Below are 26,128 nucleotides of genomic sequence, written 5' to 3' on the forward strand. Positions count from 1 at the left end.
CTTTGTAAGTTAAGTTATATTAGTCACATAGATTTTTAGCTCAAATTACCGAGCATGACGAATATAACAATTGATTTTTTTGCAAAGGGGAACGTTTATGTCTGAGCAGACTTCGATTCATTTCGATCCAACAGCTTTACTCATCATTAAACATGAAATTGATCGTTCAATAAAACTGGTTGAAGGCGCAGTAAGCACTTTAATTGAAGAACAAGCACTCCCTTTTGGTATTGATGATGCATTAGAACAATTTAAGCAATGCACTCAAGTCCTACGTTTAATTGATATCCCCTATCTTGCAAAAATCACTCAATATTCAACTGAGCTGATGCAAAAAATTATTGCTAAACCAACGCAAATTAATACCGACGATGTCATTGCTCTGAGTGAAGGCACGACCATGGTAAAACGATATATTGATTTTATTTGTTTGCGTGAATTACAAGTACCCCAGTTTCTTCTGAATACCTTAAATAATTTAGAATTAGCTTTAAATAAACCACTGACCTCTTCTGGACAAGCGATTGCTCCTTTACTTGCAAATGCTTCGCTTGAACTTCCATTCCCAGAAGTATTCATTAATGAAAAAACTCAGTTTATTCATCAACTCTATAAACTATCTCTGCATCAATTTTTAAACAAGACTGAATCTACTCATCATTATCAAGCTTTTAAACTGATTGCTACCTATTTGGTCAGCATGGCAAACCATCAGCCAAGCCAACAATACTGGCAACTCGTAAATTATGCTTTCAACCATATAGATAATCTGCTTTTAAATGATTCACGCCAACGTGTACTCATTAATATTGAAAGCTATATAGGTCAGTTCTTAGCAACTCCGGAAACTTTTAAGCCCGATTTGGCGGCACTTGCAGATATTTTAAGTATAGTGATCGCTCAAGAAGATGAGGTTGCGCATCATATTCGCAACCAACTTCATATAGGTGATGAAATACCAACAGACACACAACTACTGGTTTTAAGCCGCCATCTTTTTGGTCCTGACTTCGACACCATGCACGCAGTCAGCCAATTAATTTTGGGCGAAATGAACAAAGTGCGTAATGATATTGAATATAACTATCAAAATATGTCGACTGAAAAAGCACAGCAATTACAAACAAGTCTTTTACAGCTCGCCTATACATTTAAGCTACTTAATCTTGATGAAGCCTCAGCTGAACTTTCTCAACAAGCTAGCAGTTTAAATCAGCTCAATATATTAAGTAATGAAAACTATGCACAACAGCTCATGAATAGCATTTTGTCTGCCATGAACTCAATTGGTATTTTGGTACGCCAATATACGTCTAGTCGTTTACAACTTCACGTGAATAACACGAATATTTCCTTAGATCGACTTGATGAAGCACACCAAGCCTTACTCACCGAGACAAAAAATTTAATCGATTTTATTTGTCAGAGTCTGACGTTATATGCAAATGATCAGACACAAAATATTGAAGCAGTTGCAGGTTCATTAAAAGAGCTAGCGGGTGCAGCAGAATTTTTAGGAAGCACGATGCAACAAGATGCCTTACTTCAAACTGCTCAATTTGTTCAAGAGCAACTTGAACAAAACCAGCCTTTTAATACAGACCAAATTCACTGTATTTTTAACGTATTAGCAGGCCTTGACATGTTGGTTGACAATTTAAAAAATAAACAGCCTGTTCTACAATCCATGTTTAATGTAGCATTGTCGAGTAGTCATCAACTTCAAGAAAAGGCAGCTTAATGTCTGAATTATCACTTGCTTATATTTTCCATCATCAACAATTACTGGTTGACCAAAACCTTCAACTACCCAAAGTCGAAAAGTTAGCAAGTGATTTACTTTTCACTCATGATGAGCAGGTCATTGCACGTGATTTGCTTGCTGAGGAACCCATCCCCGAAGGCTTACAACTAGTTCCAATTCGACAGCTTATTACAAGTTGGTCGAAAGAACAGTTTTTGCAAGCGAGCCGTGCTGTACAGTTACTTGAATGGCGACGTAATCATAAGTTTTGTAGCCACTGCGGACACCAGACAGAAGTTCATCCAACTGAATATGCAATGGTGTGTCCTTCTTGTCGCTATCACCAATATCCTCGTGTAAACCCGTGCATTATTACGGTCATTACTCGAGGTGATGATGAAATCTTGCTGGCGAAGTCAGTCCACAACAAAACCAACATGTATGGCTTGATTGCAGGTTTTGTTGAGGTCGGTGAAACGCTTGAAGAAGCTGTACAACGTGAAGCTTTTGAAGAAGTGGGCCTAAGACTCAAAAATGTTCAATATATGTCAAGTCAACCTTGGCCTTTCCCAAGTAACCTTATGGTTGCGTTTAGAGCAGAATATGAGTCTGGTGAAATTAAGCTGCAAGAAGAAGAAATTGCAGATGCACAATTCTTCAAAATTGATCAATTACCTGAAATTCCATTTAAAGGTAGTATTGCTCACTCAATGATTATGCAGATTACCCAAGCTGGGTAATCTGCCGTGTTTTAAACGAGAATATCGTTTAAAACACTTCTTCAAGAAAATGTAAGATCGTTCTTTTTGTTCTGAAATAATGACTAATAAAACTAGAAAGGCTGGCCAAAATTGTAATATGTCCAGTTTTTGGAATCACGGCGATATGACTGTGATTTCCACTTTGTCTTAAAGCCCGGTCCAAATCTAAAGTATTTTCTTTACCTACAAGCTGATCATTTTCAGCCATAAGTAAATAATGTTTAATACTATTTTGTTTAACGAAATAGTATGGCATCACCTCTTGATAAGAAATACTTTGGTCAAAAGCATCTTCGGCGAGTGGATCGCCCTTATAATCAAAATGATATGGGCCTGCTAAACCAAAAATCGCCTTAATATTGCCCAAACATTGAATAGAGTTTGGTTTAGGGTGATAAACAGCAGACATGACATTAAATGCCCCTGCCGAATGCCCCATAAGTACAATATTTTCTGTAGAGATTTCTAGTTTATCTTGGTTTTGATGCAAATAATTCAATGCCTGAGTCAGGTCATCAACAAAACTTGGAAAAATATTTTTAGGCGCTAGCTGGTAGTTAATCACAGCAACGTCATAACCTTCTTTGGCAAATGACTCACCAATAAAAAGATAATCTCGTTTATTACCATGCTGCCAAGCCCCACCATGCACAAAAACAATGAGAGGCTGATGAGATAGCTTTTTAACAGATCGGTAAATATCCAAACGGTGGCGAGGCTTTAGGCCATAACGAACATTTGGAACCTGTTCAAAACCATCTTTTGGCGTAAAACGGTTTAAAGCAAAACTCCCCAAATCATACAGGCGGAACTCTTTATAGAGAGTTCGCGCCTGTTCAATTCTGCTTTGTAGTTGTTCAATCAGATTCATATATTACTGTGCAGTCGAAGCAGGATCTGTTTGGTCAGGATCAATTGCAACAGGTGTTTGAACTGTTGGCTGAGCAATGACGTTATTAATAATTGGTGTAGTCGTTGCGCTACCAGTACTCGCGGCTGGTGCAGGCGCCAAATCAACATTATCAATTAAAGTGACAATTTTGGTAACGTTACCAACGTTTTGTAAGACGCTATTTAAATCGTTAATTTCAGCTGTATTTAAACGCCCCATGACATAAAGTACACCGTCTTCGGTATGGACGAGAACCTTACTATCAGAAACCACAGGTGCCTTCATTAAAAGAGCACGCGTATTTGCTGTTACACCCGCATCTTGCATGATGGTGTTATAGCTAACCTTGTTACCTACCGTAATATAGTTATGTACGGCTTTCACATCACTCATGGCTTTAAGATTATCTTCTGCCAATTGTTTTAAGTACGGGTCTGGCACTTGGCCAGTTAATAAAACTGTACTGTGGAAGCTTTCGATATTAATACGTGACTGCTTGAAACGTTGATCAAGTTTATAAATGTTGATATTTGCTGTACGTTTAATTGAAGAGTCAATGAATACTTGGCCCAGACTGCGGACACCACTATCTGTACCCACTGGAGCTGTGCCTGTTCCACCAGATATAAAACTTGCGCAACCTGATAAACTTGCGACACAAAGCATTGTTACAGCAATACGTTTTAACACTCCACCAGACTCCTATCAATTTCTTGGCTTGATCATAAAGCATCAGACTTAAATTTGCTCAAAAGAGTAATGAACTCTTAATCCAAAGTAAATGCATTTTCGATCCATTGCAGATCATAATGGAATTTTGAAAAGTCTTGCTGTACTGTTTTTGCAATTTTCTGTGGAAAATCAAAACAAATCACATCAAAACGACAATAAAAATCCTGATAAGATGGATAGCGCTGTAAAAAACGCATCGCGGTTTTGATAATTTTCTTCTGTTTTGACCGTGTTACCATTTCACAAGCCTGCCCATAATTTCCTATAGTGCGTGCTTTTACTTCAATAAAAACTAACTCTTGTCCTCTTTTGACGATTAAATCCACTTCACCACGGCGTGAATGGTAATTACTTGTGATCCACACATAGTTTTGTGTTTGTAAAAGGCTTAAAGCAGTTTGTTCTGCCCATTTCCCCAACTGCTGTGCTAATAACATTTTTATTTTCCCCAATTAAAAGCATCTCTATATGTTTTATGCATAAGTTATTTTCTTAAATTCATCTGACATATCAGATCTAAATCGAACAAATGAAAATCAGATCATTTTCGAAAAGCTTAAGCTGGCAGACATTGTTCACGCCCGAATCATAATTTCGGGTAAACTACCCCATTAAAATTGTTTATCTGTACGGAGTAAGACCAAATGAGTGCTCAGTTATTTGTTGTAGCCACCCCAATCGGGCACTTAGATGATATGACTTTCCGTGCAATTGATATTTTAAAATCAGTTTCTATTGTCGCTGCCGAAGATACTCGCCAATCTGCCCAGCTATTTAAACACTATAATATATCGACTCAACTTACTGCATGTCATGACCACAATGAAAGCAATAAAATTGAGCAGTTAGTTCAAAAACTACTTGCTGGTGATAGCGTTGCATTAATTAGTGACGCTGGTACACCGCTGATCAGTGATCCAGGGTTTAAATTAGTCCGTGCTGCTCAAGAGCACGGTATTAAAGTTGTTCCTGTGCCTGGTGCATGTGCTGCTATTGCTGCCTTAAGTGCGGTAGGTTTGCCGAGTGACCGTTTTAGCTTTGAAGGATTTTTACCATCTAGAGCTTCACAACGTATTTCTCAATTAGAAAAACTTAAAAACGAAACCCAAACCTTAATTTTCTATGAAGCACCCCATCGTATTTTAGAGTCTATTAAAGATATGGCTCAGGTATTTGGTGAAGACCGCCCTGTAGGGTTTGCACGTGAAATTACCAAAACCTTTGAAACCATCAAAAAAATGACGTTAAAAGATTTGGTCAGTTTTATTGAAAATGACCATAATCAAGAGAAAGGTGAAATTGTAGTGGTTGTGGGTGGTGCAGCTGCAAAAACAGATCTGGAACAAGAAAAACTAGATGAACTTTTGAAGCGTTTACTTCAAGACTTATCTGTTAAAGCAGCATCTCAACTTGCTGCCGATTTAACAGGAATTAAGAAAAAAGTTGCATATCAACGTGCGCTTGAGTTAACCCAATCTTAATTTTTTAATTAGGTATGGTGATGACGAATAATCTAAATCACCATGCCTGAATTTTGCATAATAAAATATAAAAATAAGAGCATTAATATGGCTGAACAAATTGGCAGACTTGGACCTCATGAAGGGCAAGAACTAGAACTATTACTTTCAGGTGAGAAATCTATCGCTCTATTTTATGACCTATTACCTATCGAATTTTTAAAACATCTCGAACAAGGTACTTTATCTATGCTGAGTAAAAATATTCAGACTTCTCTACCTTTACCCTTTTCAATTATGCTGATCTATAAAGATGCGTCTTTAGCAGATTTAAATGAACTCATAATGTGTATTGAAACTTTATTCAAAGAAACTAATTTTGAAAAATGCATAGAGCTGGAACGAAGAGTTGGACAACTGTTAGGTTACTCAGCACAAGATATAGAGTTTTATATTCAGCATATTTCCAATCGTCATTTAAAAATAAACATATAAAAACTATCTCAATAAGTGTTTTGCTGACTCCACAATAGTCTCTGTCAGTGCATCTAACTGTTTAGACTGCCTTTTCCAATGGTGCCAATATAACGGAATATCGAGTTCAGCTTCAGGTATAACCTCCACTAAAGTTCCGTTAGTTAACAAAGATTGAACCTGAAGCTCGGGTACCATGCCATATCCCAAACCTAATTGGATTGCTTTTACAAACGCGTCTGTAGCAGGAATAAAACTATAAGGATAGCTCTGCAAAGGCAAACCATAATATTTCAGTAATACCTCTGAATGCATAAGATCCTTATGGTTAAAAATTACAGCGGGTGCATTTCTTAAAGTTTCTCGGTTTACGCCATGTTTAAACCAGCCAGCTGCAAATTCAGCAGAGGCCAACATTTTATAACGCATTTTCCCAAGTGGTTGAGCTAAACAGCCTGACATGACCTGTTCTTCTGCCGAGATACATGCGTTGACTTGCCCTGTTTCTAATAAAGTATGCGTGTGAGATTGATCATCAATTTTTAGTTCTAAGACTATTTTTTCTTTAAAAAGTGTTTGCTGAATGCTCGGTAAAAGCCAAGTCGCTAGCGAATCTGCATTGGAAGCTAGAGCAATTTTATAAAACTCCGATTCAGATGATTTGCCCATCAAACCTTGTAATAAGTTTTGCTCCATTAATCTCGTATGACGTAAATGTTGCAATAGGGTTTGCCCAGCTTGTGTGAGTACACATGGGCGCCCACGGATAATTAAAATTTGGCCTAAATACTTTTCTAAAGCCTGCACGCGTAGAGATACGGCCGAGGGCGTAATATATAAATGCTCACCTGCCGCATCAAAACTTCCCACTTCTGCCACCGCAAGAAAGGCTTCACACTGTTTGCTATCTAACATATAAAACCTAAATATTTTTTAGCTAAACCTAAATATTCTTAATTTTACTTATTTCTCAATAAAAAGACAGATAATTCCCACATCTGATTTTTCCACCTTATTGTTATGTTCTCTCTTAGTATATTTTTTAAAGGTTTCGGTATTGGTAGCGGCCTTATTGTAGCAATTGGTGCTCAAAATGCGTTTGTTCTCAAACAAGGACTTAAACAGCAATATGTATTTTGGTTATGTTTAATCTGCGCATTGTCTGACTCGATTCTAATCGCTTTTGGTGTATTAGGTTTTGCCGAAATCATGACAGCTTCCCCGATCTTAATTACTGTGGCTAAATATTTAGGGGCAACGTTCTTATTAGTCTACGGGGCGAAAGCATTCTACGCTGCTTTTAAAGCTACCCAGAGTATGGAGCTTGATAGTAATCAGAAACAGACTTTAACCCAAGCACTAGTCACCTGCCTTGCCTTTACTTGGCTTAATCCACATGTCTATTTAGATACCATTGTTCTGATTGGTTCAGTCGCAACTCAGCTAGAAGACAAAATTAGTTTTGCTTTGGGCAGTATTGTTGCCTCTTGGATTTTCTTTTTTAGTTTGGGCTATGGTGCAAGATTATTAAAACCATTATTTACCAACCCTAAAGCTTGGAAAGTCTTAGATTTCATTATTGGTTGTGTTATGTGGAGTATCGCAATATCGCTACTCCTCTAGTTCATTTAAAGCATAAAAAGTACCATGTTTGAATGGTACTTTTTATGCGCTCAAAATTATGCTTGAGAACTCAACACCAGCTTCGACTGTTTTCTTTCTTGCTGCGACTGTTTTATAACAGCATAGCCAGAAGACACACCTAAGTACGCAATTACAAAGGCAACAAATAAATCTGGGAATACACTGCCTGTTCCAAATACCCCAACCGCTGCTAAAATCACAGCGATATTGGCAATAGAGTCATTTCTGCTACACAACCAAACAGATCGCATATTGGCATCTCCATCACGGAATGCATAAAGCATAAGCGCGACTGAAACGTTAGCAATTAAAGCCATCACGCCAATTGCTCCCATCACCATAGGCTCAGGTGAAACGCCATAAAAATATGACCAGACCACTTTTGCAATAACAAAAACACCGAAAGCCGCCATCGTTATTCCTTTAAGTAGTGCAGCCGTTGCACGCCAATACAAACTCATCGAAAGCACGACTAAAGATAATGCATAATTTGCTGCATCTCCGGCAAAATCTAATGCATCTGCCCACAGTGAAACTGATTGGGCTTTGTAACCACCCAAGATTTCTACCACAAACATCAAGGCATTAATGATCAGTGCAATCCATAACGCTTTTCTAAACCGTGGACTCACTTTCTTTGAAGGAGAACATGTTGAAGCGCAACCACATCCAGCCATTTTATTTCCTCTCAAATTCTTTTATAGTGATTAAAAACCCTTGAGTAGCTCCAGAGTCAAGCCTTATGAGTCTTTCTATTGGTCAATTATCAAAAAAAGCGGATGTTCCAATTGATACGATCCGTTATTACGAAAAAGTAGGTGTACTTGATCGTATTCAACGTTCAGAAAATAATTATCGTGTTTACACCGACAAGACACTCAACGACCTATTATTTATTAAGCATTGCCGAGAATTAGATATTTCACTCAGTGATATTAAAACGTTAAAAGAAATGAAAGCTCAGCCCAAACAGGCATGTACAAAAATTGATAATTTAGTAGACAAATACTTAAATGAAGTATCAGAAAAAATTGAACGATTATTGCTTTTAAAAGAATCTTTAATTGATTTAAAACAACACTGCTCTACTAATCGAACAGTGGATGAATGTGGGATTTTAAAAGAACTGCAAAGCTCTCCTTAAACCTATTTTGATAAATTTATACAAATAAAAAAGCACCACTCATGTGATGCTTTTTTTAAGATTAATGGTCGCTATGTTCATCAGGGGGAACTTCGGTAATTCTCCCACCTCGAGCTAAAAATGCGGCGATTTCATCTTCCAGCGCTTGGCGCTGTTTCTGTTTAGCCGTTACAGTTAGCGTTTCTGCCTCAGCAAGGTCAGTATCACTCATACTGCCTACTTCTTCATCAGCTGCACCGCTTTCGGCTGCTTTCGCTTCATCTTCATCTACAGCAGAATCTTCTGCATCTTCATAATCATTGATATCTGACATTTCACACTCCCCACAATGATTTTTATTGCATCATCGCTATGGTCCCAAGACCTCAGAAATTTAGCAATCTCTTTACGTTTAGCAAAGAGCCAAATTGGTCAATTCCGTATCTTTTATGACCAAATTGGTAATGATATATAAATGATTGTTCAAAAAATATCTACTGGTATTTAATTCGCTCAGTAGAGTATAGATCCCGTAAATATTTTAATGCCAATAGCGGGTACTTTGTAAAGCCCCTAAACCATTTGCCTGTTGCATAAAACGTTCTTTTAAAGCCGGAGTCTGCTCAACTTGTTTAAGCCCCATATTACGAGCCCAAACTACGGGAAATAATTCACTACTTTCAAGCCAACCAATTGCCGACATGCTATGCATCATTGCATCATTCTGACCTTTACGGCGATGCTCATAACGCATTAAAGTTTGCTCATGCGCCCATACACCACGGTTTAAATCGTGAAGTAACACATCACAGAGCACTGCTGCATCAAGACAGCCAATATTAACCCCTTGACCAGCAAGTGGGTGAATCACATGTGCTGCATCACCAATCAAAGCTAAGCCTGCTTTCACATATTGTTTTGCAGCGCGAGCTTTGAGGGGAAATTGTGCTCTTGAACGAACCTCTAACACCTCACCCAACATGTGTTGGCTTTCTTGAGTTAAAAGCTGCATAAAGGCGGTATCGTTTAAAGCTGAATATTCATCGGCATAATCATCTGGGAGTGTCCAGACAATGGATTGCCAGTATCCGTTTTCAGTTTCGTCAAGACTTGCCATAGGTAAATATGCCAAAGGTCCTGTAGGTAAGAAAATTTGACGGGCAACATAATGATGGGGTTTTGCTGTTCTAATTGCACAGCTGATGGCTGCTTGTTTGTAATCGAGTACATCAAGGTCAATAAAAGCCTGTTCACGTACAAACGAATTTGCACCATCTGCACCAATAAGCAGTTTAGTTTTAAGTGTCGTACCATCTGCCAATTGAATATGCCAACATCCAACACCCTGCTCAATACGCGTAACACGCACTTGAGTACGGTAATCAGTTAATTGCTCTAGCATTTTTTGCTGAATAGCGACATTCAATACACTTGGTTCAACCATGGAACCCAAGGCTTGCTCAGCTAAAGGACTACGTTCACACTCTTGGCCAAAATTAATTTCACCGTAGCCATTAAGATTCCAGACCTGCATGCCTGTATAAGGCATTTGACGTGCAAGATCATCCCAAACATTTACCGTTTTAAGCAAATGAATGGTCGCTTGGCTAAGCGCTAAAACACGTGGATTCATCACGCTTAATGTTTTCTCAACATCAAGCACAGGAGCCGCATCAAGTACAGTGGGTTGTACGCCACCTTGCGCAAGTAATAAAGCAGTTAAACCACCAACCAATCCACCACCAACAATGACGACATCCAACACTTCACTCATGCTTTTAACCCCATTGCATAGTTAGCCACCAATGGTTTTACACCCGGAATGACATCAAACGCAATTAACCCTGTATTACGAATTAATTTTAATAATGGATTTTGGTTGCTAAAACCACGAACTACAGTGTCACAGAACTTAATCACGCGCTGCTGATCTGATAAACGAGCTTGCTCATAGGCAAGTAAGTTATCTGGGTTACCTAAATCATCAGAAGTAGTTAATTGGTTCACTAAATAACGCACTAAAACATCTGCATCACGTAGGCATAAATTAAAACCTTGTCCTGCAACCGGATGAATGGTATGTGCTGCATTACCCATTAGAATAACGCGTCCAACAGCTTGTTTATGCGCAAGCACCTGCGAAAGCGGATAACTAAAACGTTTACCCGTTTTTTCAAATTTACCCGCTCGGTCACCGTAAGTTTGTTGTAAGGCACTTAAGAAATGCTGGTCATTTTCATCACCCAGCCATTCGCTTTCAGTGCCTTTTTTCACAGGCCATACCACTGAGCGGCGATATTCACCAGGTAAAGGCAATAAGGCTAAAGGACCTAATGCACTAAAACGCTCAAAACCTACCTGTTCATGCGGCTTTGAGGTCTGGACCGTAGTGACAATTGCAACCTGATCATAGTCATGAACATCCACACCCACGCCAATTGCCTGACGACAAAAAGAATCACGACCATCAGCCGCAATTAATAATTTTGACTCAAGCTTTAAAGTTTCTTCACCACGCAAAGCTTCAATATGTACGTGTTCGGCATCTTGAGTTAAAGCTGTAACTTGTACGCCATCAATGAGTTCAATCAAAGGTTGCTGACGCACTTGAGTTAACAGCACGCGTCCAAGCCAAGCATTTTCAATCACCTGCCCAAAGCTTTCGACTTTTTCTTGTTCTGCAATTAAACGTGCTTTACCAAAACTTCCTTGCTCAGTAATGTGAACTTGCAAAATTGGCGTCGCATGTTGTTGTAGTGCATCCCACAACCCTAGCTTCTGATAAATCTGTACGCTACGACGCGATAAAGCCGTATTACGCGCATCAAAACTCGAATGGTAAGGGGCAACATTTTGATCATCATAGTTTGGGTATTTCACAGCTTCTAATAGCTTTACCGCAATATTAGCCTTCGCGAGCATGAGTGAAAGGCTCAAACCCACCATTCCCCCACCTACAATAATCACTTGTTGTTGCATCGAGTTTTGCTCCTTTGGCGAATACGTTTAATTATGCTTTAGCTTGCGCCATTAAATGTTCAATATCTGCAATATCTTTAACCACATTAGCAGTTAAGACTCGTGGACCTTTCGATGTTGCGACCACATCATCTTCAATACGAATACCAATACCACGCCATTTTTCATCTACAGTTTCATCATCTGGCGCAATGTATAAACCAGGTTCCACTGTAATCACCATACCCTCTTCGTATTGACGCCAGTCTTCACCTTTTTTGTAAGATCCGACATCATGTACATCCATACCTAACCAATGACCTGTGCCATGCATATAAAACTGACGGTATGCTTCGGTTTTGATGAGTTCATTCACATCACCTTTGAGCAAACCTAAATTGACTAAACCTTCAGTCAAAATTTTGACTGCAACTTCATGAGGTTCACGGTAAGAATTACCAATACGAACTGCATCAATCGCTGCATATTGAGCAGCCAATACAACTTCATATAATGCTTTTTGCTCAGCACTAAATTTACCATTGACTGGAAAAGTACGGGTAATATCCGAAGCATAGAATTCATATTCACATGCAGCGTCAATTAAGACTAAATCACCATCTTTGAGTGGTTGGTTGTTTTCAACATAGTGCAAAACACAAGCATTCGCACCACCGCCTACAATACTGTTATAAGACGGGACACAACCATTTTTCCCAAAAATATAATTGAGTTCAGCTTCAAGAGCATATTCCATCATCTCTGGGTGTACAGTTTGCATGGCACGCGTATGCGCTTCGGCACTAATGTTTGCAGCAATTTGCATCAGCTCAAGTTCTTGTGGTGACTTAACTAAACGCATTTCATCAACGATACGGTCGAGCTGGAGCAATTGAGCTGGAGCACTTTCATGTCGGTGCTCGGCATCTGCTTTTTTAATCCACTGGCTAACCCGTGCATCAAACGCAGCATTGTGCCCAATCCGATAATAAAGACGCTCTTTATTTAATAGTTTTTCAACAATTTCTTCATCAAGTAAATCAATTACGTATGCTTCATCAGCATCATAGTCTTCAATTGCACCATCAATTCCGGCACGAAAACCATTCCAGATTTCCATCTCACGATTGCGTTCACGGCAAAAAAGACTATAGCTATAGTCATCGTCCTCGAAGGTTTCAATGACAGCAACTGCCTCAGGCTCAGCAAATCCCGTCAAATAGAAAAAACTACTATCGGCACGGAATTTATAATCCGCATCACGATTACGGTACATTTCCTCACGCGTTGCAATAATTGCAATGCTGTTTGGACCCATTTTTTCTGCCAGACGGTCTCTACGATGTCGAAAATCAGCTTGAGGCAATTTCATAATGATCTACTTGATTTAGAATTTTAAAGACAAAAAATAAAATACAACCAATAACACATCGCCTCAATTAGCTTGGGCGATGTGGAGTAAACATTTCTACAATATTTTGTTCTGTATCTACAGCAGCGGATTTACTTTTTGCATGAAAGTTTTTCAACAAAGAGCTTTCAGTTACAGTAATTTTCTTTCTGCCAATAGACAAACTTACAGGGATTAAGCGTACAAATTCATACAACTCTTCGTAACTGCTTTCACCTTCTTCATCATTATCAGAGTCCTCAAATTCGACTGCTGCAATATCTTGAAGGTTTTCAATCAACTCAAGTTCATCAGCACGAATATTACCTGATGCCAACCCAAAACCTAATACTACACCTGCACACCAATCTGATAATGCTTGTACACGCTCTTGAAGTGGGTGCTCATCATCAGGAAGCATAGGTATATAATCTAATTCATCGTCAGTTAACGCATGAACAACATCTTCTGCTTCATCTGTTAAAAGTACTAAAGCGTCTTCACTTAACTCTGGCACATTAAGGGTTGTTAAGATTTGTGACCATTCTTCACGCGTTGGCGCTTCTGTCACACAAACAATACCTGTTAATAGACCATGTAACTCACTAGGGCTTGAAATTTCATCAATTCCTTCAAAATGAGCGTTCCAATCTGTCCAGCCTGAAATATCGTCTTGCATTCGTTTATCCAATCTCTATACTTTGTATATATTACCTTTGATTGCAATTCTGTGCGACCTCGTTATGTTAGAACAATTACAGCGGCTACAAGCGCATATTAGCGTATTAAAAACACGCTTACATCATTTAGAGAGTGAACATGCGGCACTCTCAGAAGCTAAAGAACTGGCTGAAACAGAGCATCACGCACAAGTTGTGCAAAAAAATAGTATTATCACTAAAAAACAAGAGGAAATTGAGTCGGTAACTGAGCAGCTATCTCAGTTAAAAGGTCAATTTCAACAGTTGAATCAGGATGCTAACACACTTGCCGAACGTTATAGCCGATTAGAAAAAAGTACGACTGATTTAAAAAATCGTTTTCAAGAAATTCTTGCCGAACGTAATGAATTACGTGTTGCAAAAGAAAAGTTACAAGCTCATCAGCGTCAAACCCAGCAAGAGTTACATGATTTACAACAAGATCGTGATCGTTTGTTACAAAAAAATGAGCTTGCTAAATCGAAAGTTGAAGCCATTATTCAACGCTTAGGAATTTTAGGTACTGCCCAAGATCAGCATGCCCAAGAAATTCAGCAGCTTGCCCATCCTAATGCTGAAACTGGTGAGGAGACCCAATCATGAGTGAACAAGTCATGGTAGAGCTTAGGCTGATTGAGCAGACCTTTAGACTCGCGACTACTTTTGATAAAAAAGATGAACTTGAACGTGCAGCAGAACTTCTCAATGAGAAATTTAACGAGATGCGTCGTAGTGCTCCACGTGTTGAACACAATAAACTGGTCATTATGGTTGCTCTACAGTTAACTCAAGAAGTATTGAGCCTGAATAAGTCTTTGCAAGAATACACTCACTGCGAACGTTTACTGCAAACGATATTGGATGATGTTGAACAAATTGTTTAATAAATTATCCATACAAAAAAGCCTTGCTCTATGAATAATAGATGCAAGGCTTTTTTATTGAGGCTATCTAGCGCAATTGACTATGATTTTATGCTTACGAATGTACAAAGCTTCATCAAACGCAAACTAAGTTTACAGTTCCAGAGGTTTAGGTGATTGCGAACATGGTCAGATCAGTTATACTTAAACTGTCTCTGGGATGTTCGCCAGCGGGTCTATTCCCCTGCCGATACTTAAACTTATGGATGTGTTCTGTATATTTAGAGTGTATGCCTACCTTCGTGTAGGAAACCCAGCAAGTATACGTCGCCTCCACCTTGAACTCATCGGGTTCAGGGTAACGACACATGCAGCGGCATCTTCGGAGCATTTAGTTTTAATACATAAGAAAAATTCAAAATACTTAAATTTAATTTAGCTTTCCATACAGACCTTTCAGTCTAAAATTTTCTTTTTTAAATATTAAATTGCAGTTTAGCTAATTAATCTCCTCATCCCTCTCTTATATTATTTTTCATTTCTATTAAGACATTCTTCATACCAGCCTGTTTGAAAATCCTCTATGGCTTTTCTTTTAAAGAAACTGGTTCTGAATACTTTCGCAGAGTAAGCTGAATTAATTAAATCTTGGTAAAGTTGTTTTGCTTTTGGATCTTCAAGACTATTCGCTATCTGTTGCAAATCTTGCGATGGAACTTTTTGTTGACGTGCTTCCATGACAGTATAAGCAACTTTTTTCACTACATTACAAATCTCGGGATCACTTACATTTTCGTCAGCATGACAACTTAAAGCAAAAAAACTAACAAGCAATAATCTATACTTCATGACCCTACCTTATTTTTATAGTTTAAAATTAATAAGAAAATTTCTTACTATTTCTTTTAAAAGATCACGCTGGATTAATCACGTAAAAATAGATAATCAGACCTAGCAAAACAGTTGAAGCAATGGTTAAGTATGTACCAACGGTATTAAAACTCTGTAAGAATTTCAAGATTTCCATATCTAGAACCCCCTAAATTAGTAACTATAAAGAAAGACAAAATGAAATTTACCACATCTCAATAATGCCAATCAATTCACACTTATCGAATTTTTTGAGATTTAAAACATTAAATCAATTTATTGGTTACACCTGATCGCAAAGGCATCTTTGTAGTAGTCAGTTGCACTTTTCAAATCTGACAACAATTTTTCTTCGGTATAAGGTTTGGGTGAAATTTTTATTAATGCAGGCATATATTGGGTCTTGTAAACCTCAGGATAGTCATGGCACAAGATTTTGACTTTAACCTCTTGTGGTGTATTCGGATTATCCAATTGATCTAAAAATTCTCCAATTTTACGGTCCGACTCTTCAAATTGAGCTTTATAGTCAACTTCAGCAGCTTCAGGTTCTGTTTGTTTTGTGCACCCACCAAGTAGTAATAAGGTGCTTATTGTAATGGTTAAAATTTTTAACTTCATAGGCTTAACAATTTCACATTCATCTTTTTAATTATTCTTATCTCATTAAATGTAAATAAATACTGGTAATACGTAAAGAAATAGAAATTTTTATCGTCAAAGCAGATGCATCAGATCTATTTATGACAATTAACTAAATAAATTTAAAGTGATTTACTAATTATTCTGCTATTTCCATAAAACTATAAAAAAATAGGTATAATTTTGCTCGACTGATCTCAAATCTTTGTTAGATTTAAACATGACTGAACTTAGTTTTATTAGAAAAAATTTAAGATCTAAAAGACGCTCTTTAACCCCATTAGAGCAAAAACAAGCTCAGCTTAATGTGCTCCATCATCTAAACACCCTCGCTATTTTTCATTCATCAAAAAAAATTGGTTTATATTTACATGCCTTTGGAGAAGTTCATACAGATCTTCTCATAAAGTTATGTTTTCAAAAAAATAAACAAGTTTATTTACCAATGATTTGTTCTATGAATCAGCGTTTAGTTTGGGTAAGAATATCTAGAAACCAATATTTAAATCGACGTTTTTCTCATCATCCGTTAGGTATGAAAGAACCCATGGCAACCAGAGGAAAACATGTATCAAAGCTTGATTTACTTCTGATGCCACTTTTAGCTTGTGATCAATACGGTACACGTATTGGTATGGGAGGCGGCTATTATGACCGCACATTGGCAAGTGCAAAACATAAGCCTTATCGTTTGGGAATCGCTCATCAATTTCAATTTATTGAGCATACTTTAAAACGTCAAAGTTGGGATCAGCCATTAGATGCTTTACTCACTCCTCAACATATTTATTGTTTTAACAGATAATATTTATATGAAAATTTATAAAACTTAATAGTTTAAAATATATTCTTTTTTATTTTTTCAGTCTCCTAAAACGAAAAAGTAACCACCCTAAGGATGGTTACTTCTACGTGACAGACCGTTTACCAACTAATATTAACACGTCTATTTGGTGCTAAACACTGAATGAGTTTTGCATTATTGTTAATTATACAATGCCGATAAATGACATAAGAAAATGGTTATTTTCCATCCAAACGTCTTTTCTACTATATAAATATTTCATAATTATTAAGCTAAATTACCTATCCTTTCTACAAAATTTTATTCTTCTTAAGAATTAATCCTTTGATTCATAATATTTTAATAAAAAAGTTGACTAAATTAGTCATTTTTTCCACATTTTCTATAGAGAGGCCCTTGTAATTTTTGAAATACACATCACTATAAAAAACATGGCAACCTCGTTGTCACTCATTAGGAGTGCCCATGTCTGAACTTATTATGAATGAAAAAACTGACTTAGAGCCTCAGGTTCCAAGTGTATTACCACTTTTAGCGTTACGTGATGTAGTGGTCTATCCACACATGCAAATTGCGTTATTCGTGGGTCGTGAAAAATCGATCAATGCAGTTGATGTGGCTCGTAACAGTGACAATTTAGTATTTGTAGTTGCGCAAAAAGATTCGCTTACAGAAGATATTGATCACGATAACCTTTATCAGTACGGAACTGTCGCTAAGATTGTTCAAGTCGTAAATCATGAGAATGATGAAAACTGTATCAAAGTACTGATTGAAGGGTTACAGCGCTCTAAGCTTGAGAAAATTATCGATGAAGATAGCCATTTGACAGCTGAACATAGCTTAAGTCCAATGACAATTAACGTAGATAAAGCTACTCAAGAAACTCGTTTACAAGAGTTACGTACTTTATTTGCTCAATATGCTGAAGCAAAATTACGTAATGCACGTGAACTAGTTGCAGCTGCTAATAAAATTGAAGACTTGCTACAGCTTATGTTCTTCGTCGCAACACGTGTGCCTCTAAATATTGAAATTAAACAAAAGTTTTTAGAGCACGATGAATTTGAAGCACATTTGCAAGAGCTTATGAGCTACTTGGTAAATCAATCTGCTGAACAGCAAATTGAACAGACTTTGCATGACAGCGTAAAACGCCAAATGGAAAAAAACCAACGTGAATACTTTCTAAATGAAAAAATGAAAGTCATTCAACGTGAACTTTCTGACATGAATGGTGGAGCTGAAGATGACGTTGCTGAAATAGAAAAACGTCTTGCTGAAGCTGATTTACCTGAACATGTACGCAAAAAAGCCGAAGCTGAATTCCGTAAGCTTAAAGCAATGCAACCAGCATCTAGTGAAGCGGCTGTTGTACGCAACTATCTAGAAGTAATTTTAGATACGCCGTGGAATAAAGCGAGCAAAGTCAGCATTAACCTTGCGAAAGCTCAAGAGATTCTTGATACAGATCATTACGGCTTAGATGACGTTAAAGATCGTATTGTTGAATACTTAGCTGTTCAGTCACGTGTTAAGAAACTTAAAGGTCCGATTCTATGTTTAGTAGGCCCTCCTGGTGTAGGTAAAACTTCGCTTGGTGAATCAGTTGCGAAAGCAACAGGTCGTGAGTTTGTTCGTATGGCACTTGGTGGCGTACGTGACGAAGCTGAGATTCGTGGTCACCGTCGTACTTATATTGGTGCGATGCCAGGTAAAATCGTGCAGTCTTTAACAAAAGTTGGCGTGAAGAACCCATTGTTCTTACTCGACGAAATTGACAAGATGGCACAAGACTACCGTGGTGATCCTGCTTCTGCATTGCTTGAAGTATTAGATCCATCACAAAACAGTAAGTTCAACGATCACTATTTAGATCTTGATCTTGACCTATCTGAAGTGATGTTCATCTGTACTGCAAACAGTATGAATATTCCTGAGGCATTGCTTGACCGTATGGAAGTTATTCGTCTACCGGGTTATACCGAAGATGAAAAAGTTAACATTGCTGAACGTTACCTTGTTCCAAAAGCAATTAAGAACAACGGTCTACGTGCAAAAGAGTTAACAATTCATGAAGAAGCGATTCGTGACATTGTTCAACGCTATACACGTGAAGCTGGTGTACGTAATTTAGAACGTGAAGTGTCTAAAATTGCGCGTAAAGTGGTAAAAGAAGCAGTAAGTAAAAAGTCTAAAAACTTACAACTTGATGTAACTTCTGCCAATCTTCCAGAATACTTAGGTCCACATAAGTTTGACTTTGGTATTGCAGAAGATGAAGCGCAAGTAGGACGCGTAAATGGTCTAGCTTGGACATCTGTAGGTGGTGAGTTACTTACCATTGAAGTTGCAGCTGTAAAAGGTAAAGGTAAATTCATTACCACCGGTTCACTTGGTGATGTAATGAAAGAGTCTATTACTACAGCAATGACTTTAGTACGTACACGTGCCGATGAGCTAGGTATTGAAGCTTCTCGTTTTGAAGAAACTGATGTACACGTTCACTTACCAGAAGGTGCAACACCAAAAGATGGCCCATCTGCTGGTTTAGCGTTAACAACTGCCCTTGTATCAGCATTTACAGGTATTGCGATTCGTCCAGATATTGCAATGACTGGTGAAACAAGTTTAGGTGGTCGTGCAATGCGTATTGGTGGCTTAAAAGAAAAACTTCTTGCAGCACACCGCGGTGGAATCAAACTTGTATTTATTCCACAAGATAACGTACGTGATTTGGCAGAAATTCCAGCCAATGTTAAAGAAGGTTTAGAAATCAAAGCTGTGAAAAGTATTGATGACATCTTGCCTTTAGCATTAACTGCGATGCCAAAACCTTTACCTAAAACACCGATTGTAAAACCGGTGGAAGGTTCAAAAGCAGCACGTCACTAATTAAAATATGAAAAAAGAGAGCTTCGGCTCTCTTTTTTTTGTTACACAATTTGATTGAAAAATATCCAACCATCCTCATAATAGGTATTAAGAGTATTTAATTAAATTAAGTGCTCTTCGTTATCTATCATTTTATAGATAGCCTTGTTTTTTTATTCTCTATGATCATCTGAACTCCAGACAGATGATCATTTGATCGCAGTCCAACACCGTTTTTTGGACTGCGTTTTTTATGCCTATTTGTTACCACGAACTTATCTTTTCCTCAGGTATAATGCGCAAGCTGTTTTGAATGAATAGATAATATGAAAATTCGTATTCTGACCATTGGTCAAAAAATGCCTGCTTGGGTGCTCACTGGTTTTGAAGATTATTTCAAACGTATCCAACCTTTTGTTCAAACCCAAGTCATTGAACTTCCTATGGCCAAACGTGGTAAGAATGATTCAGAAGCAGATATTTTAAAATATTGTCAAATTGAAGGCGAAAGTATTTTAAATGCTTTAAAACCGAATGAAACTTTAATTGCACTAGAAGTCGGTGGTCGAGAACTCAGCACAGAGAAACTGGCTGACACCATGAAACAGTGGATGCTTGAAGGCAATGATGTAGCACTTGCTATTGGTGGACCAGATGGCTTGTCTGATCAAGTACGTAAAGCTGCTGCATGGCATTGGTCACTTTCAAAACTAACCATGCCCCATCCTTTGGTACGTGTTTTATTAATCGAGCAACTATATCGGGCAATGAGTATTAATCATAATCATCCCTATCACCGTGCATAAAAACAACAACCGTTTCATTTTAGGAACAATCCGTTGAAATCAGGATACTTTTATCATGTCCTGATTTTGGCATAATAACTATTATTCTGCTTTTCAACTCAGGTGTAATGCAATGGAACTACAAACCCTTCCCGGACTGTTTATTTCACATGGTTCACCCATGCTTGCACTTGACCCCGAACAAGTAGGACCTGCTCTACATCGTTTAGGTGAAAATCTTCCTACTCCAAAGGCAATCATTGTGATGTCTGCACATTGGGAGAGTAAAGCACTTGAAGTGAGTATTTCGACTCGTCCCGAAACATGGCATGATTTCCGCGGCTTTCCTAAAGAGCTCTATGAAATTCGCTACAGCGCACCTGGGCAGCCCGAACTCGCTGAAGAAATCTTAAAATTATTGGCAGATGCTCACTTTGTTGCACATGCCAATAGTACACGCCCTCGTGACCATGGCGTATGGATGCCTCTATTGCATATGTATCCTGATGCAGATATTCCTGTAGTCGAAATTTCTTTGCCAACCAATTTAAGCGCACAGGAAATTTACCGTATAGGACAAACTCTCGCGCCTTTACGTGATAAACAAATTTTACTGATTGGTTCAGGCAGTATTACTCATAATCTTGCAGAGTTATCTTGGCAAGGAGACAACTCTAAAGTTCCTGAGTGGGCTTCAACTTTTAGAAATACTGTTGTTAATAAACTTAACCATCAAGATTATGATGGCGTACTAGACTGGCAGTCATTGCCTTATGTAAAACGTAATCACCCTACTCTTGATCATTTTGCGCCTTTATTCTTTGCTATGGGCACAGGCAATCGCTTTACGATTGTTCACAGCAGCTTCACAATGGGCTCATTAGGTATGGATATCTATCGTTTTGATTAATTATTAGCTAATACCCCGTTTTTCGGGGTATACCATTATTTTTATTGAAAATTAGAATAACTTACAAACTTATACATTTTAAAAACCGAAACAATCAAATGTTTACATTTTATTTTTTTAAGAATGTTTTAAGCTTACTGCTGTTGTTTTTTTACTTGAAGTTTTTTTAAATGAAAATTAAATATTTAATTCTTGCGTTGTTACCTTTTTCTTTGATGGCGTGTCAAACTGTTACGAATACTCCTGCTCCAATTGTATCTGAGCAACAACAAAACCTTGCAGCCACTTTAGGTGAATATGCTTGGACTTACCAAAATGTAAAAGCTTCTAAACCACTTGTCCTTAACTTTAATGCAGATGGCAAATTAGCAATCAATACGGGGTGTAATGGCCAAGGCGGTACTTGGAAAGTTGAGGGTAACCAACTTGTTACCTCTAATCTCGTTTCGACGATGATGGCTTGCCAAGATGATCTAATGAAACAAGAACAACTTTCTACTAGCATCTTTAATGAAGCAAAATTACCAATCGAAATTAGCAACAATAATGGTCAGGTGATTTTAAGCGTGACAGATAAAACTGGTCAAAAACATATTTTCCAAGGTCAAAAAGCAGTGAATACTCAAGCTTTAACAGACTACTCTTGGTCATATCAGCCTGAAAACACAAAAAAACCTATCGTTCTTAACTTTACTAATGACCGTTTATCTATCGCAACGGGTTGTAACCGCCAAGGAACAACTTGGAAAGTTGAAAACAATACCATCGTAACGGCTGACGTCATGTCAACTATGATGGCGTGTGAACCTGCTTTAATGAAACAGGAACAATTTTCTAGCAGCCTCTTCCAAAAGCGTGCTATTCCGTTTGAACTTAATACAACAAACGCTGATCAACCAACATTGACGGTATCTGATGCTCAAGGTCAAAAATATACCTTTACTGGTAAAATGACACCTGAAGCAAAATATCAATCTGAAGGAAAAACTGTTTTCCTAGAAGTAGCACCACAAACTAAGTCATGTACTGGTGTTGCACCACAAACTTGTATGCAAGTTCGTGAGATTAAATACGATGACAAAGGTGTTAAAACCTATGTAGACAAAAACTGGTCATTATATTATGGTCAAATCGAAGGTTTTGAACACAATCCAGACCAACGCGTAATTTTACGTGTAAAACGTTTTGAAGTGAAAAACCCAGCTGCTGACCAATCTAGTCAAGCAGATGTATTAGATATGGTTGTAGAGCAAGAATTAGTTAAAAAACCTAAAAAATAAGTTTTTAGACTAAAAAAATCCGATGCTTATGCATCGGATTTTTTTATTTCTATTTTTAAAAAATACCTTGAGCAAGCATTGCATCGGCAACTTTTACAAAACCTGCAATATTGGCACCATCAACATAGTTAACAGTACCGTCTTCTTTTGTACCGTATCTTACACAATTGGCATGAATGTCTTTCATAATTGCATGTAAACGCTCATCAACCTCAGCATGTGTCCAGCTTAAACGAATTGCATTTTGAGACATTTCTAAACCAGACGTTGCTACACCACCCGCATTAGAGGCTTTTCCTGGCGCATACAAAATTTTAGCTTCGATAAAGTGTTCAACTGCTTCAAGTGTAGATGGCATATTAGCGCCTTCAGCCACACAAATTACACCATTCGCAATAAGCGTTTTAGCATCTTGACCTGTTAATTCATTTTGCGTAGCACATGGTAAAGCGATATCAACAGGTATATGCCAAGGTGTTTTTCCTTCAAAATATTCAAAACCATGTTTAGAAGCAAACTCGGAAATACGACCACGTTTAATATTTTTAAGATTCATGACCTCAGTAAGCAATTCATCTGTAAAACCATTTTTCACATAAACTGTTCCATTAGAGTCAGACAAAGTAACAACTTTTGCCCCTAAGAACATCGCCTTCTCTGCCGCATATTGCGCAACATTACCTGAACCTGACACAGAGACTGTTTTACCAGCAAAAGATTGCCCACGCGCTTTTAGCATTTCTTCTGCAAAGTAAACCGTACCATAACCAGTAGCTTCAGGACGCATTAAACTACCACCGAATGAAATTCCTTTACCGGTAAAGACACAAGCGGTGTCATTACTCAGCTTTTTCATCATGCCTGCCATATAACCAACTTCACGTGCACCCACGCCGATATCACCCGCAGGAATATCCGTATTTGGTCCCAAATGACGGTACAGCTCAATCATGAGTGCCTGACAGAATCGCATAATTTCAGCATCAGATTTACCTTTAGGATCGAAATCTGAACCACCTTTCCCACCACCCATAGGTAATGTGGTAAGGGAGTTTTTAAAAGTCTGCTCAAAACCTAAAAATTTTAAAATTGATAGATTGACCGATGGATGGAAACGCATTCCACCTTTGAAGGGACCAATTGCTGAATTGTATTGAACACGGAAAGCTCGGTTAACTTGAGTCTGACCTTGATCATCCATCCATGAAACACGAAATTGAATCACACGCTCAGGTTCAACTAAGCGTTCTAACAAACCCTGCTCTGCATATTCTGGATTTTTTTCAATAAATGGCCACAAACTCGTCATTACTTCTTCGACAGCTTGCAAAAATTCAGGTTGATGCGGATCACGTGCTTGCACGTAATTCAGGAATTCATTCAGATTGTTATATTTCAATGCACGGTCCTCAGCATAGTAATGAATTAAATTGGTGCAATACATTATTAAATGCATCATTTAGCAGCAAAATATTAAATCTCTTTCCATCAATTTTAACAATAGTTATTTTAAATTATTTTATTAACCTTAATTATCAAAAACTTATTTTTAGAAAAACTACTTAAAAATAAGAAATAGTAATTTAACTTTTCATTTTTATTGATCTATTATTGTGCAATATTAGCTACATTTTAGGTCAATTAAAAACCCGATAAATTCGTTAAAATCCATTGACCTTACTTAGCTTTTTCTTCATTATCGCATCGTTTTAACCAAGCTATTTGCCCCCCTATGAATTCATCTATTTCTCTCATACGCGAGATTGATGCGTTATTACCACAAACTCAATGTGGTCTATGTGGACATCGTGATGGATGTCTACCCTACGCAAAGTCGATTGCTGAAGGTGAAGAAGCAAATAAATGTGTTCCAGGTGGACAACCTGTTGCTGATGCACTCGCAAATCTACTCAATCGCTCTCCATTAACTGCTGAAAGTAGCGTATGGCCTATTCAAACAGATGGTCGCCCACAGCGAATGAAAGCGATTATTCGTGAGGATGAGTGTATTGGTTGCACCAAATGTATTAGTGCTTGTCCTGTAGATGCTATTATTGGTAGTGGTAAGCTCATGCATACCATCTTGACCGACTTATGTACGGGTTGTGAGTTATGCATTCCACCTTGTCCAGTAGATTGCATTGATTTGGTTGAAGACACACAAGCTTTACCAAATGAACAACAGCGTATCGCCGAACAAAATGATTTAAGACAACGCTATTACGCACATATCCAACGTGAAGAAAAGCGTCGCAGTCACCGAAAAGGTCCGGTGGTACGTGCTGAAATTGATACTCAACTGTTTGCGCAGTTTTCTCAGGCACTTGATGAATTACCTTCTATCCAGCTCATTGAGAAACCTAAAGAGACTGTGCCAACTGATGCTAAAACTACAATTGAGTTAGCTAAAATTCGTACACAAATTAAGAAACTGGAAAAACAGTTAAGTGTACGTGAAGATGCTAAAAAACGTCTTCAACTCGAAGAACTACAACAGCAACTCATGCAATTACAGGAGGTCTGAATGGCTGTCAAAAATATGACGAAAAAGCAGATTCAAATTTTCTTTGAACGCCTTCGCGAACAACGGCCTTCGCCTCAAACCGAATTAAAATACTCATCTTCTTTTGAGTTACTTATTGCAGTTATGTTATCAGCTCAAGCGACCGACGTAAGTGTAAATAAGGCAACTGATAAACTTTACCCTGTGGCCAACACTGCTGAGAAAATCTATAACTTAGGCGTAGATGGGTTAAAGGAATATATTAAAACTATTGGGCTTTACAACGCCAAAGCCGAAAATGTCATTAAAACCTGTAAGATTTTAATGGAACAATTTAACGGCGAAGTTCCAAGCAACAGAAAAGACTTGGAAGCTTTACCTGGTGTGGGGCGTAAAACTGCAAATGTTGTTTTAAATACGGCATTCGGACAACCGACTATGGCTGTCGATACCCATATTTTCCGAGTGGGAAATCGAACTGGCTTAGCTGTGGGGAAAAATGTACTTGAAGTTGAGCACCGTTTAGTAAAGGTTATTCCTAAAGAATTTATTATAGATGCACACCACTGGCTCATCTTACACGGCCGTTATTGTTGTATCGCTCGTAAACCGAAATGTGCTGAATGTGTAGTTGCAGATGTTTGCAACTGGCCTGATCGCTTTGAATTTGGTGCACAAAAACAAATTGCTATTAAAAATATTGAAGCTTAAAAATAT

General features: G+C 37.9%; 29 protein-coding genes, 1 other RNA gene and 1 pseudogene. 16 read left to right on the top strand and 15 right to left on the bottom strand.

Annotated features, from left to right (window positions below; translation table 11 throughout):
- Window positions 1-97 precede the first annotated feature (97 nt).
- Both OD757_RS07300 and nudC read left to right on the top strand, forming a co-directional pair.
- Complete coding sequence (locus tag OD757_RS07300) at window positions 98-1,741, top strand: chemotaxis protein (protein ID WP_263031408.1); 1,644 nt, start codon at window positions 98-100, stop codon at window positions 1,739-1,741.
- Window positions 1,741-2,484 (top strand): NAD(+) diphosphatase, encoded by a 744-nt coding sequence (nudC, locus tag OD757_RS07305; protein ID WP_009390367.1) that lies wholly within the window; start codon window positions 1,741-1,743, stop codon window positions 2,482-2,484. Before OD757_RS07300 ends, nudC begins: the two co-directional genes overlap by 1 nt.
- A 28-nt stretch (window positions 2,485-2,512) precedes the next feature.
- Here nudC and OD757_RS07310 read toward each other — a convergent pair whose 3' ends face one another.
- The 3 genes from OD757_RS07310 to OD757_RS07320 all read right to left on the bottom strand — a co-directional run bounded on the left by OD757_RS07310 (window position 2,513) and on the right by OD757_RS07320 (window position 4,566).
- Complete coding sequence (locus OD757_RS07310; protein WP_263031409.1) at window positions 2,513-3,376, bottom strand: alpha/beta hydrolase; 864 nt, start codon at window positions 3,374-3,376, stop codon at window positions 2,513-2,515.
- 3 nt (window positions 3,377-3,379) lie between these two features.
- Window positions 3,380-4,087, bottom strand: a complete 708-nt coding sequence (locus OD757_RS07315) for a BON domain-containing protein (RefSeq protein ID WP_003652832.1) — start codon at window positions 4,085-4,087, stop codon at window positions 3,380-3,382.
- 77 nt (window positions 4,088-4,164) lie between these two features.
- On the bottom strand, window positions 4,165-4,566 hold the full coding sequence (locus OD757_RS07320; protein WP_009390410.1) for a YraN family protein: 402 nt from the start codon (window positions 4,564-4,566) through the stop codon (window positions 4,165-4,167).
- Window positions 4,567-4,773: 207 nt separating this feature from the next.
- Between OD757_RS07320 and rsmI the strand changes: the two genes are divergently transcribed.
- Window positions 4,774-5,610, top strand: coding sequence for a 16S rRNA (cytidine(1402)-2'-O)-methyltransferase (gene rsmI, locus OD757_RS07325; RefSeq protein WP_049837709.1), 837 nt, complete (start codon window positions 4,774-4,776; stop codon window positions 5,608-5,610).
- A gap of 87 nt (window positions 5,611-5,697) precedes the next feature.
- On the top strand, window positions 5,698-6,084 hold the full coding sequence (locus tag OD757_RS07330; RefSeq protein WP_263031410.1) for a hemin receptor: 387 nt from the start codon (window positions 5,698-5,700) through the stop codon (window positions 6,082-6,084).
- Window positions 6,085-6,087: 3 nt separating this feature from the next.
- Here the strand turns inward: OD757_RS07330 and OD757_RS07335 are convergent, their stop codons facing one another.
- A complete protein-coding gene (locus OD757_RS07335) occupies window positions 6,088-6,978 on the bottom strand; it encodes a LysR family transcriptional regulator ArgP (protein WP_263031411.1) in 891 nt (296 codons plus the stop codon).
- A 105-nt stretch (window positions 6,979-7,083) separates the two neighbouring features.
- Here OD757_RS07335 and OD757_RS07340 point away from each other — a divergent pair, with 105 nt between their 5' ends.
- Complete coding sequence (locus OD757_RS07340) at window positions 7,084-7,686, top strand: LysE/ArgO family amino acid transporter (protein ID WP_263031412.1); 603 nt, start codon at window positions 7,084-7,086, stop codon at window positions 7,684-7,686.
- Window positions 7,687-7,742: 56 nt separating this feature from the next.
- Here the strand turns inward: OD757_RS07340 and OD757_RS07345 are convergent, their stop codons facing one another.
- The gene (locus OD757_RS07345) at window positions 7,743-8,384 is read right to left on the bottom strand and encodes a cation transporter (RefSeq protein ID WP_263031413.1); all 642 of its coding nucleotides are present in this window, start codon (window positions 8,382-8,384) and stop codon (window positions 7,743-7,745) included.
- A gap of 65 nt (window positions 8,385-8,449) precedes the next feature.
- Between OD757_RS07345 and OD757_RS07350 the strand changes: the two genes are divergently transcribed.
- Window positions 8,450-8,851 (top strand): MerR family transcriptional regulator, encoded by a 402-nt coding sequence (locus tag OD757_RS07350; RefSeq protein ID WP_263031414.1) that lies wholly within the window; start codon window positions 8,450-8,452, stop codon window positions 8,849-8,851.
- A gap of 61 nt (window positions 8,852-8,912) precedes the next feature.
- Here the strand turns inward: OD757_RS07350 and OD757_RS07355 are convergent, their stop codons facing one another.
- The 5 genes from OD757_RS07355 to OD757_RS07375 form a co-directional block, all read right to left on the bottom strand.
- The gene (locus tag OD757_RS07355; protein WP_009390366.1) at window positions 8,913-9,164 is read right to left on the bottom strand and encodes a hypothetical protein; all 252 of its coding nucleotides are present in this window, start codon (window positions 9,162-9,164) and stop codon (window positions 8,913-8,915) included.
- Window positions 9,165-9,371: 207 nt separating this feature from the next.
- Complete coding sequence (locus tag OD757_RS07360) at window positions 9,372-10,604, bottom strand: FAD-dependent monooxygenase (RefSeq protein WP_263031415.1); 1,233 nt, start codon at window positions 10,602-10,604, stop codon at window positions 9,372-9,374.
- Window positions 10,601-11,809, bottom strand: coding sequence for a 2-octaprenyl-6-methoxyphenyl hydroxylase (ubiH, locus tag OD757_RS07365; RefSeq protein ID WP_263031416.1), 1,209 nt, complete (start codon window positions 11,807-11,809; stop codon window positions 10,601-10,603). The genes OD757_RS07360 and ubiH overlap by 4 nt, the downstream gene beginning before the upstream one ends.
- A gap of 31 nt (window positions 11,810-11,840) precedes the next feature.
- Window positions 11,841-13,160 (bottom strand): Xaa-Pro aminopeptidase, encoded by a 1,320-nt coding sequence (gene pepP, locus OD757_RS07370; RefSeq protein ID WP_263031417.1) that lies wholly within the window; start codon window positions 13,158-13,160, stop codon window positions 11,841-11,843.
- Window positions 13,161-13,227: 67 nt separating this feature from the next.
- Complete coding sequence (locus tag OD757_RS07375) at window positions 13,228-13,857, bottom strand: UPF0149 family protein (RefSeq protein WP_263031418.1); 630 nt, start codon at window positions 13,855-13,857, stop codon at window positions 13,228-13,230.
- 64 nt (window positions 13,858-13,921) lie between these two features.
- Between OD757_RS07375 and OD757_RS07380 the strand changes: the two genes are divergently transcribed.
- The 3 genes from OD757_RS07380 to ssrS all read left to right on the top strand — a co-directional run bounded on the left by OD757_RS07380 (window position 13,922) and on the right by ssrS (window position 15,135).
- Window positions 13,922-14,482 (top strand): hypothetical protein, encoded by a 561-nt coding sequence (locus tag OD757_RS07380; RefSeq protein WP_003652857.1) that lies wholly within the window; start codon window positions 13,922-13,924, stop codon window positions 14,480-14,482.
- Window positions 14,479-14,763: a cell division protein ZapA gene (locus tag OD757_RS07385; protein WP_009390425.1), complete on the top strand. Its 285-nt coding sequence runs from the start codon at window positions 14,479-14,481 to the stop codon at window positions 14,761-14,763. The genes OD757_RS07380 and OD757_RS07385 overlap by 4 nt, the downstream gene beginning before the upstream one ends.
- A 188-nt stretch (window positions 14,764-14,951) precedes the next feature.
- A non-coding RNA gene (gene ssrS, locus OD757_RS07390) (6S RNA) lies at window positions 14,952-15,135 on the top strand.
- 135 nt (window positions 15,136-15,270) lie between these two features.
- On the opposite strand, the gene OD757_RS07395 is transcribed toward ssrS, so the two are convergent.
- The 3 genes from OD757_RS07395 to OD757_RS07405 all read right to left on the bottom strand — a co-directional run bounded on the left by OD757_RS07395 (window position 15,271) and on the right by OD757_RS07405 (window position 16,233).
- Window positions 15,271-15,591 (bottom strand): hypothetical protein, encoded by a 321-nt coding sequence (locus OD757_RS07395; RefSeq protein ID WP_009392798.1) that lies wholly within the window; start codon window positions 15,589-15,591, stop codon window positions 15,271-15,273.
- A gap of 64 nt (window positions 15,592-15,655) precedes the next feature.
- Window positions 15,656-15,769 (bottom strand): hypothetical protein, encoded by a 114-nt coding sequence (locus OD757_RS07400; RefSeq protein ID WP_009392809.1) that lies wholly within the window; start codon window positions 15,767-15,769, stop codon window positions 15,656-15,658.
- Window positions 15,770-15,888: 119 nt separating this feature from the next.
- On the bottom strand, window positions 15,889-16,233 hold the full coding sequence (locus tag OD757_RS07405; protein ID WP_263031419.1) for a hypothetical protein: 345 nt from the start codon (window positions 16,231-16,233) through the stop codon (window positions 15,889-15,891).
- Window positions 16,234-16,474: 241 nt separating this feature from the next.
- Here OD757_RS07405 and OD757_RS07410 point away from each other — a divergent pair, with 241 nt between their 5' ends.
- Window positions 16,475-17,059, top strand: a complete 585-nt coding sequence (locus tag OD757_RS07410) for a 5-formyltetrahydrofolate cyclo-ligase (RefSeq protein ID WP_263031420.1) — start codon at window positions 16,475-16,477, stop codon at window positions 17,057-17,059.
- A gap of 119 nt (window positions 17,060-17,178) precedes the next feature.
- Here OD757_RS07410 and OD757_RS18275 read toward each other — a convergent pair.
- Window positions 17,179-17,262, bottom strand: a pseudogene (locus OD757_RS18275) (outer membrane assembly protein BamE); the annotation flags it as partial.
- A gap of 262 nt (window positions 17,263-17,524) precedes the next feature.
- Between OD757_RS18275 and lon the strand changes: the two are divergent.
- The 4 genes from lon to OD757_RS07430 all read left to right on the top strand — a co-directional run bounded on the left by lon (window position 17,525) and on the right by OD757_RS07430 (window position 22,908).
- Window positions 17,525-19,954, top strand: coding sequence for an endopeptidase La (gene lon, locus OD757_RS07415; protein ID WP_263031421.1), 2,430 nt, complete (start codon window positions 17,525-17,527; stop codon window positions 19,952-19,954).
- 305 nt (window positions 19,955-20,259) lie between these two features.
- A complete protein-coding gene (gene rlmH, locus OD757_RS07420; RefSeq protein ID WP_002054393.1) occupies window positions 20,260-20,739 on the top strand; it encodes a 23S rRNA (pseudouridine(1915)-N(3))-methyltransferase RlmH in 480 nt (159 codons plus the stop codon).
- A gap of 112 nt (window positions 20,740-20,851) precedes the next feature.
- Window positions 20,852-21,628, top strand: a complete 777-nt coding sequence (locus OD757_RS07425) for a DODA-type extradiol aromatic ring-opening family dioxygenase (protein ID WP_009386606.1) — start codon at window positions 20,852-20,854, stop codon at window positions 21,626-21,628.
- Window positions 21,629-21,798: 170 nt separating this feature from the next.
- The gene (locus OD757_RS07430) at window positions 21,799-22,908 is read left to right on the top strand and encodes an META and DUF4377 domain-containing protein (protein ID WP_263031422.1); all 1,110 of its coding nucleotides are present in this window, start codon (window positions 21,799-21,801) and stop codon (window positions 22,906-22,908) included.
- 55 nt (window positions 22,909-22,963) lie between these two features.
- Here the strand turns inward: OD757_RS07430 and gdhA are convergent, their stop codons facing one another.
- Complete coding sequence (gene gdhA, locus OD757_RS07435) at window positions 22,964-24,367, bottom strand: NADP-specific glutamate dehydrogenase (RefSeq protein WP_263031423.1); 1,404 nt, start codon at window positions 24,365-24,367, stop codon at window positions 22,964-22,966.
- A gap of 273 nt (window positions 24,368-24,640) precedes the next feature.
- Here gdhA and OD757_RS07440 point away from each other — a divergent pair, with 273 nt between their 5' ends.
- Window positions 24,641-25,432 carry an RnfABCDGE type electron transport complex subunit B gene (locus OD757_RS07440; RefSeq protein WP_263031424.1) on the top strand — a complete coding sequence of 264 codons (792 nt, stop codon included), beginning with the start codon at window positions 24,641-24,643 and terminating at the stop codon, window positions 25,430-25,432.
- Window positions 25,433-26,122, top strand: coding sequence for an endonuclease III (nth, locus tag OD757_RS07445; RefSeq protein ID WP_009386547.1), 690 nt, complete (start codon window positions 25,433-25,435; stop codon window positions 26,120-26,122).
- The last annotated feature ends 6 nt before the right edge of the window (window positions 26,123-26,128 follow it).

It is taken from the genome of Acinetobacter sp. AYS6, from assembly GCF_025630795.1.
In the GTDB taxonomy this organism is placed as follows: domain Bacteria; phylum Pseudomonadota; class Gammaproteobacteria; order Pseudomonadales; family Moraxellaceae; genus Acinetobacter.

Excerpts from the sequence above, each read along its gene's own strand:
- OD757_RS07335 (WP_263031411.1), bottom strand. The coding sequence starts at position 6,978 with ATGTTAGATAGCAAACAGTGTGAAGCCTTTCTTGCGGTGGCAGAAGTG.
- rsmI (WP_049837709.1), top strand. The coding sequence starts at position 4,774 with ATGAGTGCTCAGTTATTTGTTGTAGCCACCCCAATCGGGCACTTAGAT.
- OD757_RS07440 (WP_263031424.1), top strand. The coding sequence starts at position 24,641 with ATGAATTCATCTATTTCTCTCATACGCGAGATTGATGCGTTATTACCA.
- OD757_RS07405 (WP_263031419.1), bottom strand. The coding sequence starts at position 16,233 with ATGAAGTTAAAAATTTTAACCATTACAATAAGCACCTTATTACTACTT.
- OD757_RS07385 (WP_009390425.1), top strand. The coding sequence starts at position 14,479 with ATGAGTGAACAAGTCATGGTAGAGCTTAGGCTGATTGAGCAGACCTTT.
- OD757_RS07350 (WP_263031414.1), top strand. The coding sequence starts at position 8,450 with ATGAGTCTTTCTATTGGTCAATTATCAAAAAAAGCGGATGTTCCAATT.
- OD757_RS07300 (WP_263031408.1), top strand. The coding sequence starts at position 98 with ATGTCTGAGCAGACTTCGATTCATTTCGATCCAACAGCTTTACTCATC.
- OD757_RS07310 (WP_263031409.1), bottom strand. The coding sequence starts at position 3,376 with ATGAATCTGATTGAACAACTACAAAGCAGAATTGAACAGGCGCGAACT.
- OD757_RS07395 (WP_009392798.1), bottom strand. The coding sequence starts at position 15,591 with ATGAAGTATAGATTATTGCTTGTTAGTTTTTTTGCTTTAAGTTGTCAT.
- pepP (WP_263031417.1), bottom strand. The coding sequence starts at position 13,160 with ATGAAATTGCCTCAAGCTGATTTTCGACATCGTAGAGACCGTCTGGCA.
- OD757_RS07425 (WP_009386606.1), top strand. The coding sequence starts at position 20,852 with ATGGAACTACAAACCCTTCCCGGACTGTTTATTTCACATGGTTCACCC.
- OD757_RS07330 (WP_263031410.1), top strand. The coding sequence starts at position 5,698 with ATGGCTGAACAAATTGGCAGACTTGGACCTCATGAAGGGCAAGAACTA.
- OD757_RS07410 (WP_263031420.1), top strand. The coding sequence starts at position 16,475 with ATGACTGAACTTAGTTTTATTAGAAAAAATTTAAGATCTAAAAGACGC.
- lon (WP_263031421.1), top strand. The coding sequence starts at position 17,525 with ATGTCTGAACTTATTATGAATGAAAAAACTGACTTAGAGCCTCAGGTT.
- OD757_RS07355 (WP_009390366.1), bottom strand. The coding sequence starts at position 9,164 with ATGTCAGATATCAATGATTATGAAGATGCAGAAGATTCTGCTGTAGAT.
- OD757_RS07400 (WP_009392809.1), bottom strand. The coding sequence starts at position 15,769 with ATGGAAATCTTGAAATTCTTACAGAGTTTTAATACCGTTGGTACATAC.
- OD757_RS07345 (WP_263031413.1), bottom strand. The coding sequence starts at position 8,384 with ATGGCTGGATGTGGTTGCGCTTCAACATGTTCTCCTTCAAAGAAAGTG.
- nudC (WP_009390367.1), top strand. The coding sequence starts at position 1,741 with ATGTCTGAATTATCACTTGCTTATATTTTCCATCATCAACAATTACTG.
- nth (WP_009386547.1), top strand. The coding sequence starts at position 25,433 with ATGGCTGTCAAAAATATGACGAAAAAGCAGATTCAAATTTTCTTTGAA.
- OD757_RS07430 (WP_263031422.1), top strand. The coding sequence starts at position 21,799 with ATGAAAATTAAATATTTAATTCTTGCGTTGTTACCTTTTTCTTTGATG.
- ubiH (WP_263031416.1), bottom strand. The coding sequence starts at position 11,809 with ATGCAACAACAAGTGATTATTGTAGGTGGGGGAATGGTGGGTTTGAGC.
- gdhA (WP_263031423.1), bottom strand. The coding sequence starts at position 24,367 with ATGATGCATTTAATAATGTATTGCACCAATTTAATTCATTACTATGCT.
- rlmH (WP_002054393.1), top strand. The coding sequence starts at position 20,260 with ATGAAAATTCGTATTCTGACCATTGGTCAAAAAATGCCTGCTTGGGTG.
- OD757_RS07340 (WP_263031412.1), top strand. The coding sequence starts at position 7,084 with ATGTTCTCTCTTAGTATATTTTTTAAAGGTTTCGGTATTGGTAGCGGC.
- OD757_RS07360 (WP_263031415.1), bottom strand. The coding sequence starts at position 10,604 with ATGAGTGAAGTGTTGGATGTCGTCATTGTTGGTGGTGGATTGGTTGGT.
- OD757_RS07380 (WP_003652857.1), top strand. The coding sequence starts at position 13,922 with ATGTTAGAACAATTACAGCGGCTACAAGCGCATATTAGCGTATTAAAA.
- OD757_RS07375 (WP_263031418.1), bottom strand. The coding sequence starts at position 13,857 with ATGCAAGACGATATTTCAGGCTGGACAGATTGGAACGCTCATTTTGAA.
- OD757_RS07320 (WP_009390410.1), bottom strand. The coding sequence starts at position 4,566 with ATGTTATTAGCACAGCAGTTGGGGAAATGGGCAGAACAAACTGCTTTA.